This is a genomic window from Endozoicomonas sp. ISHI1, from assembly GCF_024606225.1.
GTDB lineage: Bacteria > Pseudomonadota > Gammaproteobacteria > Pseudomonadales > Endozoicomonadaceae > Endozoicomonas_A.
Genome location: NZ_JAGRPU010000020.1, coordinates 84440 through 100042 on the forward strand (window position 1 = coordinate 84440; position 15603 = coordinate 100042).

General features: G+C 50.0%; 2 protein-coding genes. Both read left to right on the forward strand.

Going from position 1 to position 15603, the window contains the following annotated elements:
- Window positions 1–288: 288 nt before the first annotated feature.
- The gene (locus tag KBW69_RS13960) at window positions 289–7809 is read left to right on the forward strand and encodes an AAA family ATPase (protein WP_257281242.1); all 7521 of its coding nucleotides are present in this window, start codon (window positions 289–291) and stop codon (window positions 7807–7809) included.
- Window positions 7810–7959: 150 nt separating this feature from the next.
- Window positions 7960–15507, forward strand: coding sequence for an AAA family ATPase (locus tag KBW69_RS13965; protein ID WP_257281243.1), 7548 nt, complete (start codon window positions 7960–7962; stop codon window positions 15505–15507).
- Window positions 15508–15603 lie beyond the last annotated feature (96 nt).

A 15603-nucleotide genomic window follows, 5' to 3' on the forward strand; every position in this document is an offset into this window, starting at 1 on the left:
GACCTACAATTGAACACTCCAATTATTAATAAGTGGTACTTTTGTACACATTACAGTACTAAAAGTTATTCACAGCATTCTTTAGTTATTCAATTAACTGCATCCAAAAGTAGTAATGGATTAGCTATTAATCAAGCGTACTGAGAAATACTCTTTCGGCAATAAGTATCTAACTAACCAACTAGCCAGCTAGCAACCTATGTCTAAAAGGAACTTCAACCTGATTTTAAGGTCAAACGATCAAGCAGTTTCAATGCAGTTCTTCGAATGACAGGAGAGAGATTGACTATGGATGGTCATATTGGTGTGGAAAAAAGCAAACGCATTCTTGCTAGTGAACAGCTTAATAATAACGTGCCAGCGAGGAAGAGAGCAAAGCTGGATTCATTGTCAAAGGTAGACATCTGCTCTGATGTCACTACCGAATTCAATAGATCGTTTCCTCAGATTACCTTTCCTGACAAAGCGAGAACCGTATCCCCAACAGATACCTCGTTCCGTAAGACCTCTAATTCCTTCGATTTTCGTTTTGTCGCCAGCGATGATGAGGTTCGACAGCTGCTAGTGACCCAGACCATCGACGAAAATCGCGATGTCACACTTATCTCCCACCCCGATGACCTCTCACAGGCTAATCTGGTGAGCCGGTTGAACATTGCTGACGATGGTCGCCACACTCTGCTAGCGGGCAAGCTGTTTGAAAGTCCACAGCCATTAACCCTGGTGATCGATATCCGCAAGCTCACCAGCGAGGATCTGCCCAAATTTAACGATCTGCTGGACCCGGCTACCCCCTGTCTGTACGACAAAGTCAGCCAGAAGAAACGCCCCCTGGCCGAGCATGTTTCTCTGCTGGTCGTGGCAGACCCTGCACAATTGGCATCGGTTGGCCAAACTGAAGACTCCCCGGGAGCCGTCACTTCGGGAGCCGTCGCTTCGGGAGCCGTTGCTTCGGGAGCCGTTGCTCCGGGTGCTGATTTCTGGCGGAGAATTAATCGGCCGGGAAATACCTGGCAGTTCGACCCACAGACTGGCAATGACCAAGCGATGGACTTCAACAAAGTCCATCCTGTATTGGCTGAATTCCCCAGCACCGAAAGTGCTACGGAAAGTGCTATGGATGAAAGTGATACTGTTCTTATTGATTGTCACTGGCATAGTCATTGGCGACAGTTGCTGCTGGGTGGCCCCGGAGTGGATAAACAAGGGCGAATCCGGCATATTCCCGGCAGGCTTGAGTCGTTGAGTGCCGGTCAGAGGGTGATTCTGAAAGGGGCTAACTGGCAGGATCTGGCCTTTGAACAGACGATTCGGCAGATTCTGGTTCAAAAGTGTTTTGAGAGTAATGGCAAGATCTGTCAGTTACCCGAGGATGTTCAGTTTTATCAAATGCCGGTAGGGAAGAACGAGCTTCATTCACTGTTCAGGAGCATTTCTCACTCTGGTAACGCACCACGAAACCCGATCATCATCAACCAGAGTAATATTGCCGAATGGCTGAACCCGATTGCCATTGCCCCAGAGGGCTATGCAGTTCCCAACAACTCTCTGTTGGAACAGGTTCGGGCAGGTGGTGTCGTCACCGTCACTTCTCCCCTTACAGAGGCACTCTGGTTTCGTTTGCTGGGTTCACTGCAGACGATACGCGAGACCACTGGCCTGGAGCCCCGACTTCAGATGGCTCATTCAAAACGGCAGCCAAAAGCACTGGGATTGACAGAAAACGATGAGCACTCAATGAGCGATCAGGCCGCCTTTAAGACCATCACGTATCAGCAACAAGCCCAGGCCAGTCATTGGATCAATGATCTCGAAGCACCTTTGGTGATTCAGGTCAATGAACAGACCAGCCTCAGTCAGCTATTTGATAATATCCATGTCACCTCGGAACAAAAGGCGCATTTTGGTCGGCGTCAGAGTGAGTTGCAGGAGGCATTAGCCGCTGGCAAGCCAGTAGTATTGCGGGGTCTCGAAAGTAATCCAACACTCCAACAACTTCTGGAACCCCTGGCTGTCGGGCAACCTCTGTTGGTTAATGGCCAATTACAAGCCTACCCACAAGCTCATGTCACCCTACTCTGGCCTGAGTCTGCGAAAAGCACATCTTCAGTATTCAGTTCGATGATCGCCGCAGGGAAACCGTGTCCTGAGGTCGATATCTGGGATATCAATGGGGGCAGGCATGATATCTCCCGGGCTGAGCTACCTGAACAAGCACTTCACCAACTTTACGAAGCGTTTAAAACCGTGCCTCCCCACCTTTGTAACCCTCTGCCTGAACTGACCGAAGGGTTGTTGAATAACCTGATACTGGCTGCCCGGCGCGCGCAGCAGGTTGACCAGTCCCCACAGCTCCTGCCCCGCCATTGGCGCAAGGCCATCAATAGCGTTGTCACCCATGGCACCCGCCAGAATCCGACAGTACATGACTTTATGAAAGTGGCCTGTTGGCAGTTACTGCCGGATGCTACTAATGAGCCGGATGAGGATCAAACCGCCTTGGTAGACACGGATCAGTTAACTGCCATCATCAACAGTGCCCCGAGGTTGGATAGAGCGTTTGTGGATAAGAACCTATGGCCACTGGCCAGAGCGTTTGACCCAACAGTACTTAAGGGCCGAAACTCTGAAGGATTACAACTGTTCTACGAACATCCATTCCCATGGCAGGGTGGAAAAGAAGTCATGAACAGGCTCTGTGCCCTGATCGTGGCTCTTGTGCCTGAACAACATCGAGAGGCAATGGCGTACCAGTTGGCAGTTGATCCGTCGGAAACAGAGCTATATCAACGCTTTGGCATCAGGCCATCAAGACAGATTAAACGTTTGCAAGATGCGCTGGCTTCCGGCTGGCAGCTGGCTTTGCCACCAGGGCAGACCCGATACGATGCTATTCACGCTCTGGCCACCGACTGTTTTCACATAGCCAGAACAGCAAATTCTGACACAGCAGCTATTGAACACATAGAAAAACGACTGTCTGAATCACTGGAATGGCAGGGTTCTGCCGATCAACCCTTGTCAGCACTGGCTCACGATCTTTATCACGGCGAGATGAACCAAAAGGATCGTGAAAGCCGTCGATTATCCCGACTCCATGACCGGTTGGCGGACTCTCCCGTTATATTCCTGCAGGGGGAAACCGGCACCGGGAAAAGTTACTTTTGTGCCAGAATGGCAAAGGCTTCGGGACAGGTTTCGGTGATGTCACTTGGACCTTCTGACAGTGAACAGACCCTGATGAAACGCTGGCAGTGGCAAGAGCACGCCGACGGTGACCGCTCTATGGAACAGCAAAACCGGATGCTGATGGAATGGGCCGGGACACCCGACAAAGACGGACACTATCTTACTCTGGTTCTGGATGAAGCCAACCTGGCCAAAGCCGGATTACTGGCGTCACTCAACGGCTTATGGGAACCGGAACCCTGCATCTATGTGAATGGCCACCCTGTCAAGGTCAGCTCAAAACACCGGGTGATTCTCACCGGTAACCCGGATCATTACGCCGGGCGCCAGCTGGACCCGGCTCTGAAAGAGAAACTGCCCGGGGCTTACTACCCACCTTTGGACCGGGCCTTCCTTCGAGACAGGGTGGTGGAACCGGCCCTGGTCAGACAGTTACAACGGCATCTGCCAGAACACCAGATAAATACCGTTGCGCAGAGTGCCGTCGAAAGTGCGATGACACTCTGGCAATATTATCAGGAGCTGTTGCCAGAGCATGTCTTTACCCCCAGGGATTTGACCGATATCTGCAGCTGGGTCGGTTGGTATCTGGATTGTGCGCTACCGGCAAGCGACAGTGTTACCGTTAAACACATAAATGGTTTAATCCAGCAAAGTTTTCGGGATGTACTGGGTCCCGAAATCAGCGAGAGTCATCAGGATGCCCTGTCAGTACTGGAACTCTGGTTTGCTGCCCGTTTCGACTCGGACAATACACTGAGCGACAGAGTTCATAACCAGACCACCCTGCAGCCTTTACAGCAGGCCTTCAAAACATTCACCGAAGAAACCCAACCTGACTTTGATACCTCCGGGTCGGCAGTCAATGAGCTGGTGCAACGACTTGGACAGGATTTAAGCCGCTGTCAGCAGGCTTATCATCTCGGCAGAAAACACGACGGTCGTCAGGCGACGCTGGTTGAAGGTCCGGCTGGACGAGGTAAGGATGCCACTCTGAATCTGGTGATTCAAAGCGTCAAAAAGCAGGCTGAGCAACGGGGAGAATCCATGCCAAAGGTATTCCCCCTGAATGCCTGTGATTGTTCCTGGGACAAAGTGTGTGAAAAGATCCAGACGGCAAAAGTCCATGGCGGCATCGTGGTTATTTCGGAAATGAATCTGATTGACAGCCAGCACCTGGAAGGTGAGTTAAACGACACTCTGGCCGGTGATGCTCATCCGGGCTTTCACCTGTTTGCCACCACCAACCCACCCGATTACAGCGGGCGAAAACCGTTATCACCGGCGCTGAAAGGACGTTTTCGACATTTGCCTATCCGGCAGTACAGCCCGGAAGAATTGCAGACCATTGCTGAGAAAGTGCTGCCGCAGAACGTGCAAGGGAAAATTCTGGCTAAACAGCTGACTGAGCAACATTGTCGTTTGAGGGCTGACCTGCAACGGAAAAAACTACCGTTGCAACCGACCAGCCTTGACTTACAGAACGTGGCCAGAGCCGTCGTCCGGGCGGGCGATTTTACCGAAAAAGGACTTCACCAATGCCTCAATCGGCACTACCGGCTTTTTCTGATGGCGGCCGGGATATCGCTGGAGGCACTGCCAGAGTCATCGGCTCTTGTCACGGCTCTTACCATGAGCAGGGGTGAGCTTGATTCCGGGCTTTGCAAATGGTTGAACCAAACGGTATCGGGTATTGATCGTCCCTGGTTGATACGCCGCAGTGATCTCAACAGTATGGATGAAAAACGCCATGAAATTCGTATTAAAACAGATCTGGGTGAAGAGGAAGCCAGAACGGAAATTCTCAAGGGAATGGCTCGGGCAAAATGGCTGACATCCGGTCTTTCCCCAGAGCCAGAAAGGTCGGACAACATTCTCACCGGGGCACTCTACCGGTACTGGCAGCAACGCTGGTTTGTTCGTCATTTTGGTTCTGTGGGCGTGGACGCCAATAGCGTATTTCCCCTGACGGAAGAACAGCAACAAACGCTGAAAATGCCGACTTCCGAGCCTTATCTTCAGGAAATTGATCAGCGGATAAGCGCATGGGACGCCAATGCAGTTCAATGGTGGCCCGCGTTTTGGCAGCAGACAAGTAATCTGCCGAACCCTCGGGTTGACGATTGTATTAACAAAGCGCCAGCTATGGGCGGTGATAACACGCCAGAAACATACAATCCGGAAGTCCTGGGGAAATGGGCTCCGGCACTGGACCAGAGAACAAACTATGAGAGCCTGCCGGTTCCAACATCCATGGATTATATAGTTTTTAATAGTTCCAGACACTCTTCCCGTATGTATCGGTGGTGGGCAAGGGATATTTTTGTGTCTGCTAAGGGTGATGTCAAAGAGATCGTTCTTAATAATAGACACATTCAGGAGGTCGAAGCCCTCCTGCCGGTTCGGTTACCGGGGCGTGATCAGGCAGTGGCATTAGCCAGCGATCAAACGCTGGGAACCGTGGAAATGTTATCGAAAAATGGTCGGTACGCATTGCCAAGCCTGACGCCTGACGACTATATCGTGGCCCTGCGAATAGAGCCCGATTTGCCATTTACCCTGGTCAGAGACCAATATACCGGGCTTCACACACTGACTGTTCCTGAGACCAAAGCCGATCAGAGTCTTCGAGTGACTTATGTCGTAGAACCCAGGGCAACGGGCAATAAAACACCTGCTAAACGAACCCGACCAACACTTTTGGACACCTATTGTTCAGAAGGTATGAAAAAAGTACTGCACGAACTGTTTCAGAACATTGGCGAGCAACCATCCGAATTAAAGGTATCACTGCAAAAAATACAGAACGCTAAAAACGCAAAGCAGCAAATTAAAGCGATCACGGAGTATTGCGAACAGTTTTCCGGTAAGGCTAAACCCAGGCGCAAGAAAAATTTCTTTAAATTCCTCGTAACCAAGCGGCAAGGTAGCTGTCGTCATCGTGTGCCTGTTTTCATTGCCTTTTGCCGTTATTTCGGGATTCCATGCCGACAAATTGATAACCGTGTCCACTGCTTTGCCGAGTATTCCCTGGATGGAGGGCAAACCTGGAAATCGGCGGATTTGGGCGGAGCAGATGCAGAGATAATAGAAATCACATCTCACTTCCAACCCATCAGAAGGGTCAATGTTTTCAGCACTGAGTCAAGGAAGATAAAGGCTCTCCTGAAGGACTTTCTGAAACGAGCTGATTCAGCACAACAGCAAATTCTGGCTAAAGCCTGTGGCATGAGTCTGGCGGAGCTCAACAAAGCCCTTGAGACGAACAGTGCATTACCAGAAACCAATCTGAGAATTTCCGAAATAGTCAGGAACCTTTGGGAGGAAAAAGATCTAACCCGTTTTTCCATGGGCGTCGCACTGCTAGAGTCGCTGGAGACACAAGCATTTGGTTATAACGAGAAGCAATTGGTCGGCGATGACGGGTATAACCCGATGTCGGAGGCCGTCAAACACATATTGTCTAACAGTGATAAAGATCAGGTCACTGAACAACTCAAGTTGTTGCACTCAAAAATGTTTGTCCAGTGGGGAGCGAACCCTCTGCTATGGTTGGGTTCAATGGAGAAAATACTGAACGGCAGTGACTTGGCCAGACCTTCGTTTCTTCGCTTCGCCCTTGAAGCCCTTAAATCAGGCTGGCTTGATCCGGTGCCGAACTACTATGAGCATATTACAGGGGCCTTTCAACATCATCAGCTATTGCTGCATCTGGAACGCATCGATGAACTGAAGATTGAAGCCGCTCATTGTCTGAAAAAGTGGTACAGGGAATTCTTGTCCAGGGAAAAAAATAGCCAGGCATGGCGGTTGGCTTATAAAAATTTCCGTCAGAGAAAAGGTGATGTCTTTTTTGTCACTCACTGTCATGATGGGTTTTCGCGATCCCTTGAAAGTAAAATCGCCAGCTCATCGCTCCAGGCCGCCTGGACGGACGAACCTGAAGGCGTTCCGAATATAGAACGAATGCTGCTTCACCACCCCGCATTTCAGAGGCTAATTTCCGGCAAAGCGAGCCATCGTCCGGTAATTATTATGGGGCAACCTTCCTGGTGCGACACGATGATTAATGAAAAGGTCGAAGCCCTGTTTCTACTAAAAGTTGAGAGCAGGCCGAACTTGAAGCAGATATTGGAAAAAATCAATCAACGTGAGTCAGCGCGAAAACAAATCTGCGATGCTTTGAAAAAATCGGAAACTCAGAATTATCGTGCAAACTTTATCAAATCTGTCCCCCCTGAAGAGCGACTTCCTTTGCATAATGAAATAGACGAATGCAATCGGGCGATTCTGCAGGCCTTCAGTCATTACCTCTATGGAATGACGCACTCAAACGGCGGTTGCCTGACGTATTGTTGGGCCGACGCTTCCAACGAGGAGTTCATGCTTACAAATACATATGGCGCTCATGATCCATCCTCACCAGAAGAGCTGTATGCCATGATGTCTACCATTGATGACTCTCCCGGGTTTCAGGAAGCGGTTAAGGATGACTACCTGCGGGAGGCACTCAACGCCAGTGATGCCCTGGTACTCAGATCACATGAGCTAACAACCATTGCCGAAGAGTTTTTGAGCAGCGTGAATTTGAAGTCGATTTTTGATTCATTGGATACGTGACCACTGTTTGGTCATGTTGAATTTTTCGAGGTCGGTGACTTCCTTCAATAGTCACAGATGTCCATTCAAATGGAACTTTCATCTTATCTGAAGGTCAATTGGTCAAACCATTTCAATACAGTCCTTCATTATACAGGTGAGAAATTGACTATGGATGGTCGGATTGATGGGGTAATAAACAAACGCACTCTTGCCAGTGAGCAGCCTCATAGTGGCATGACAGCCAAGAGACCAAAGCTGGAGCTATCGTCAAAAGTAGAAATCTGCTCTGATGTCACTCCCAAATTTAGTAGACCGTCACTTCTGATTACGTTGCCTGATAAAGCGAGAACCTTATCCTCAACGGATTCCTCACTCTCCGGGCCCTCTCATTCCTTCGACTTTTGTTTTGTCACCAGTGATGATGAAGTTCGACAGCTTTTATTGGCCCAAACTGGCGATAAACTTCGGGATGTCATCCTTATCTCCCATCCCGATGACCTCTCACAGGCTAATCTGGTGAGCCGGTTGAGCATTTCTGACGATGGTCGCCACACTCTGCATTCAGGCAAGCTATTTGAAGGGTCACAGCCACTGACTCTGGTGATGGATATCCGAAAGCTCACCAGCGAGGATCTACCAAAATTTAACGATCTACTGGACCCGGATAATCCCTGTCTATACGACAACGTCAGCCAGAAGAAACGACCTCTTGGAGAGCATGTTACCCTGCTTGTGATGGCAGACCCTACACAGTTGGCATCGGTTGGCCAGCGTGACGACACTCCCCGAGCCGCCGCCCCGGGTGCTGATTTCTGGCGACGAATTAATCGACCGGGAAATACCTGGCAGTTCGACGCACAGACCAACGATGACTCATCAATGGACATCAACGAGGTTCCTCCGTTATTGGCTGAATTCCCCAGTGCCGAAAGTGCTATGGATGACGGTGATACAGTTCTGATTGACTGTCATTTGCACACTAGCTGGCGACAGTTGCTGCTAGGCGGCCCCGGAGTTGATAAACAGGGGCGAATCCAGCATATCCCCGGCAGGCTTGAAACATTGAGGGCTGGACAACGGGTGATTCTGAAAGGGGCCAACTGGCAGGATCTGGCCTTTGAGCAGTCGATTCGACAGATGCTGGTGCAAAAGTGTTTTGAGAGCAATGGCAAGATCTGTCAGTTACCAGACGATGTTGAGTTTTATCAGATGCCGATAGGGAATAACGAGCTACATTCACTGTTCCAAAGCCTGTCACACTCTGTTAGCGCAGTGAAAAACCCGATCATCATTAACCAGAGTAATATTTCCCAATGGCTAAACCCGATTGCCATTGCCCCTGAAGGCCATGCAGTCCCTAACACCCGTCTGTTGGAACAACTTCAGGCGGGTGGTGTAGTCACCGTAACGTCTCCCCTCACCGAGGCACTCTGGTTTCGTTTACTGGGTTCACTGCAGACGACTCGCAAGACGACCGGTATGGAGCCCCGGCTTCAGGTGGCTCATACAAGACGGCAGCCGAAAGCTCTCAGGCTGGCAGAAAACGATGAGCACTCGATGGCAGATAACACCGCCTTTGAAACCATCACATATCGGCAACAGGCTCAGGCCAGTTATTGGGTCAATCATCAGAAGTCGCCTTTGGTGATTCAAGTCAATGAACAGACCAGTCTCAGCCAGCTGTTTGATAATATCTATATCAGCTCGGAACAAAAGGCACATTTTGGACGACGTCAAACTGAGTTGCAGAAGGCATTAACCTCTGGCAAGCATGTCCTATTGCGAGGCCTGGAAAGCAATCCAACCCTTCAACAACTTCTGGAACCCCTGGCTGTTGGACAACCTCTGTTGATTAATGGCCAGTTACAGGCCTACCCGAAAGCTCATGTCACCCTACTCTGGCCTGAGTCTGCGAAAAGCCCATCTTCGGTATTCAGTTCAATGGTTGCCAAGAGTAAACCGTGTCCTGAGGTCAATATTTGGGATATCAACGCGGTTAAGCATGATATCCCCCGGGCGGGGCTGCCAGAACAGGCACTTCACCAACTGTACGAGGCGTTTACTAGTGTATCTGGCCACCTTTGTAACCCTCTGCCTGAGATAAGCGAAGGGTTGTTGAACAACCTGATTCTGGCTGCCCGGCGAGCACAGCAGGTTGACCAGTCCTCACAACTCCTTCCTTGCCACTGGCGCAAGGCCATCAATAGCGTCATCACCCATGGCACCCGGCAAAATCCGTCAGTACGTGATTTTATGAAAGTGGCTTGCTGGCATTTACTGCCGGATGCTCATAAGACGTCGGATAAGAATCAAACCGCCTCGGTAGACCCGGATCGTTTAAATGCCATCATCAATAGTGCCCCAGTGTTGGATAGAGCGTTTGTGAAGCAGAACCTGTGGCCACTGGCCAGAGCCCTTGACCCGGCCGTCTTTAAGGGCAACGAATTTGACGGATTACAACTGTCCTATGAATGTCCATTTCCATCATCCCGGGCTGAAGGAGAATCTCTGGATAGGCTCTGTGCCATGATCGTGGCCCATGCTCCTGAACAACAAAGACATGCAATGGCGTATCAGTTAGCAGTCGATCCGGCGGTAGCAGAGCTGCATCAACCCTCAGCCATCAGGCCATCAAGACAGATTAAACGTTTGGAGGATGCGCTGGCTTCTGGCTGGCAGTTGCCATTACCACCGGGGCAGACCCGATCCGATGCCATTCAATCTCTGGCCACCGATTGTTTTTACATCGCCAGAACAGCGAATTCTGACGCCGCAGGCATCGAGCACACAGAAACTCGACTGTCTGAATCACTGAAATGGACGGGCTCCACCGACAAGCCCCTGTCAGCACTGGCTCATGATCTTTATCACAGCAAGATGAGCCAGAAGGATCGCGAAAGCCGTCGATTATCCCGACTCCATGACCGGCTTGCGGACTCTCCCGTTATATTCCTGCAGGGGGAAACCGGCACCGGGAAAAGTTACTTTTCCGCCAGAATGGCAAAGGCTTCAGGACGGGCTTCGGTTATTTCCCTCGGGCCTTCTGACAGCGAACAAACCCTGATCAAACGCTGGCAGTGGCAAGAGCACGCCGATGGCGACCGCTCTATGGAGGAGCAAAACCGGGCGCTGATGGAATGGGCCAAAACCCCGGCCTGCGAAGACGAAAAAAAAGACGGACACCCTGTTGGAGAAAAATATGTCACCCTGATTCTGGATGAAGCCAATCTGACCAAAACCGGATTGCTGGCATCACTGAACGGCTTATGGGAACCGCAACCCTGCATCTATGTGAATGGTCATCCTGTCAAGGTCAGCTCAAAACATCGGGTGATTCTCACCGGTAACCCGGATCATTATGTCGGGCGCCAGCTGGACCCGGCCCTGAAAGAGAAACTGCCCGGGACTTACTACCCTCGCTTAGACAGGGCTTTCCTTCGGGACAGGGTGGTGGAACCAGCTCTCGTCAAACAGTTACAACGGCATCTGCCAGACCAACCAATCAACACTCTTGCACGCAGTGCCACTGAGAGTGTGATGATACTGTGGCTATATTATCAGGAACTGTTACCAGAGCATGAGTTTACCCCCAGGGATTTAACGGATATCTGCAGTTGGGTGGGGTGGTATCTGGATTGTGCGCTACCCGTAAACGACACTGTTACCGGTAGACAAATAAACGGTTTGATCCAGCAAAGTTTTCGGGATGTACTGGGTTCCGCAATCAGCGAAACTCATCAGGATGCCCTGACAGCACTGGAAATCTGGTTTGCTGCCCGTTACGAACCGGACAAGACCCTGAGCGACAAAGTTCATATCCAGACCCTGCGGGATATACAGCAGGCCTTCAAAACGGTCACCCAACGAACCCGACCTGACTTTGATACCTCCGGATCGGCAATCTGTGAGCTGGTGCAACGGCTGGGACAGGATTTAAGCCGCTGTCAGCAGGCTTATCATCTTGGCAGAAAACACGACGGTCGTCAGGCGACACTGATTAAAGGTCCGGCTGGACGGGGTAAAGATGCCACTCTGAATCTGGTGATTGAAAGCGTCAAACGACAGGCCCAGCAACGGGGAGAATCCATGCCAGAGGTCTTTCTCCTGAATGCCTGTGACTGTTCCTGGAACAAAGTGTGTGAAAAGATCCAGACGGCAAAAGTGCATGGCGGGATCGTGGTTATTTCGGAAATGAATCTGATCGACAGCCAGCACCTGGAAGGTGAGTTAAACGATATTCTGGCCGGAGACGCCCATCCGGGCTTTCACCTGTTTGCCACCATCAACCCACCTGAGTACAGCGGGCGAAAACCGCTATCACCAGCGCTGAAAGGACGTTTTCGACATTTGCCTATACGGCAGTACAGCCTGGCAGAATTGCAGACCATTGCTGAGAAAGTGTTGCCGCAGAACGCGCAAGGGAAAATTCTGGCTAAACAGCTGACTGAGCAACATTGTCGTTTGAGGGCTTACCTGCAACGAAAAAAACTACCGTTGCAGCCGACCAGCCTTGACTTACAGAATGTGGCCAGAGCCGTCGTCCGGTGGGGCGATTTTACCGAAAAAGGACTTCACCAATGCCTCAATCGGCACTACCGGCTTTATCTGATGGCGGCCGGGATATCGCTGGAGGCACTGCCAGAATCATCGGCTCTTGTCACGGCTCTTACCATGAGTAACGGTGAGCTTGATTCCGGACTTTGCAAATGGTTCAACCAAACGGTATCCGACGTTGATCGTCCGTGGTTGATACGACGGAGTTATCTCAACAGTATTGATGAAAAACGCCACGAAATTCGTATTAAGGCCGAGCTGAATGGAGAGGAAGCCAGAGCCGAAATTATCAAAAGCGTGGCCCGGATCAGATGGCTGGCATCCGGTCTTTCCCTGAAGCCGGATCAGTCGGACGATATTCTCACTCAGGCACTTTACCGACACTGGCAGCAACGCTGGTTTGATCGTAAGTTTGGCGAGACGGGCACGGACGCCAACAGCGTATTTTGCCTGACGGAAGAACAGGCACTGACACTGAAATTATCCGTTTCTCAGCCTCATCTTCGGGAGGCTGAGAAACGGATAGAGGCGTGGAACTCCAATGCAGTTCGATTGTGGCCCGGGTTTTGGCATCAGATAAGTGACCTGTCGAACCACTGGGTTGACGATTCTGAAAAATACAAACCGGAAGTCGAAGAGAAACACGCTCCGGCACTGGACAGAAGAACGAAATATGAGGGTCTGGAGCTCCCAACAGTTTGCGATTATAAAATTTTTAATACGCAGAAATATCCTTCCCACATGTATCGCTGCCAGGTAATAGATACTTATGTGACTGCTAAGGGTGATGTCAAACTGATCGAGATTAGTGATCAACACATTCAAGGGTTCGAAACCCTCATGCCAGCCCGGTTACCGGGGCGTGATCAGGAAGTGACATTAGCCAGCGATCAAACCCTGGCAACCTTTGAGGTGTCACCGAAAAATGGTCAATATGCCTTGCCCAGCCTGACGCCTAACGACTATATCGTAGCCCTGCGTATAGAACCCGACCTGGCATTTACTCTGGTCAGGAACCGATATACCGGGCTTCACAGACTGTCTATTCCTGAAGCCAAAGCTAACCAGAGTTTCCAGGTGGCTTATATCCTGGAACCCAGAGGATCAGGCGAAAAAACACCTGCTAAAAAAGCCCTGCCAGAACGATCATTACATTTTGACACCCACTGTTCAGAAGGTATGAAAACAGTACTGAACAAACTGTTCAGGAACACTGACCAGGACCAGGGGATTTTGTGGAAAATAAAAAGCGCTAAAGACACGAAGCAAAGAATTGAAGCGATCACGGACTATTGCCAGAATTTTTCCGGTGAGGCTCAACCAGAACGCTGGATGAATTTCTTTCAATTCCTCGTAACCAGACGGCAAGGTAGCTGTCGTCATCGAGTGCCTGTTTTTATTGCTTTTTGCCGTTATTACGGGATTCCATCCCGGCAAGTTGATAGCCTTATTCACAGTTTTGCCGAGTATTCCGGGGATGGAGGCCGAACCTGGGAGTCAGTGGATTTGGGTGGGGCGCCCCTGGAGCCGACTGAAATCACATCTGACTTCCAGACCACCAGGAAGGTCTGTGCTTCCGGCACTGAGTCAAGGAATATCAAGGATCTCCTGAAAGATGTCCTGAAAGGTGCTGATTTAACACAACAGCAAATTCTGGCTGAAGCCATTGGCATGAGTCTTGAGGAACTGAAGAAAGTTCTGGAGACACACAATGCACTACCGGGCACAAATCCAAGTACTTCCGACATGATAAAGAACCTTTGGAAGGAAAAAGATTTAACCGGTTTTTCCGTGGGTGTCTCAATGTTGGTTTCCATGGGTCTCTCAATGTTGCTGGAAACAGAAGCACTGGGCAATGACGATCAGGAATTGGCCGACGATGAGACTGACGGTGATGAACATATCTATAAGCTGATGTCAGAGGCAGTGAGAGAAATATTGAGCAAAAATGATGAAGATCAGGTCAGTGAACAACTCAAGTCACTCCATTCAAAAATCATTGATCAGACCGGAGCAAGCCCTCATGAGTGGCTTCGCTCAATAGTAGATATACTGAAACACAGCGACCTGACCAAACCTTCGGTGATTTACTTTGCCCGTGAAGCCCTGAAATCGGGTTGGCTTGATGCAGTGACAACCCCTGAGGGCCATAGCCTGGACGCCCACTGGCATCATCAGCTATTGGTGCGCCTGGAAGGCATCGATGAACTAAAGGTTGAAGCCGCTCATTGCCTCAAAAAGTGGTATAAGGAATTATTGTCCAGGGGAAAAAATAGCCAGATATGGCAGTCGGCTTATCAATACTTCCAAAAAGAAGAAGGTGGCCCCTTGTTCATCACTCATGATCATGAGGGGTTTTCGAAATTCCTTGAAAATAAAATTGCCAACCCATCTTTACAGACCACCTGGACCGACGAACCCAAGGGCGTTCCGAATATAGAACGAATGTTGGTGTACCATCCCGCATTTTCGCAGTTAACCTCAAGCAAGGCGCACCACCGTCCGGTGATTGTTCTGGGGCAGCCTGACTGGTACAGGACCATGATTAATCAAAAGGTCGAAGCCCTGTTAGCTGAGAACAGCCCGAACCTGAAGCAACTGTTGGAAAAAATCAATCAAGATGAAGCAGTGAAAGAACAACGCCCCAATGCTCTGCAAGCATTCGACAGTCAATGTGATCTTGCGCAAAAACCTGATATCGAAGGCAAGTACAAACCCATTTTAGAGTCCCTTGAACTGCCACTGAAGAACCCAACCCTTGTTGATGATTTAAAATACAAAGCCGTGCAATCGATTCACCAGGCCTTCACTCATTACCTGTATAGAGTGACGCACTCAAAAGGCGGATGTTTAACCTATTGTTGGGTCAAAGCTGCCATCGGGGACTCCACGGAGACAGACTACTATGGCGCTTATGATCCGTCTTCACCAGAAGAGCTGTTTCTCATGATGTGTAACATTAATAGCTCTCTATCGTTTCAGAACTCTGTTAAAGATGCCAACTTACAGCAGGCACTCAACGTCAGTAACGCTCTGGTGCTCAGGTCCGACGAGCTGACGACCATTGCAGAAGAGTTTGTGAGCAGCGTGAATTTGAATTCGATCTGTGACTCATTGGTACAAGCCCGGACAGTATTTTTTGCAAATGACCATTGTCCATGAATCTTCCATGAGACCATCGCATTTGCGATGGTTGCGGACAGCTATCCAAATGAAACTTTCATCCTATTTGTAGGTCATATAACTAAACACTTTCAA

Excerpts from the sequence above, each read along its gene's own strand:
- KBW69_RS13960 (WP_257281242.1), top strand. The coding sequence starts at position 289 with ATGGATGGTCATATTGGTGTGGAAAAAAGCAAACGCATTCTTGCTAGT.
- KBW69_RS13965 (WP_257281243.1), top strand. The coding sequence starts at position 7,960 with ATGGATGGTCGGATTGATGGGGTAATAAACAAACGCACTCTTGCCAGT.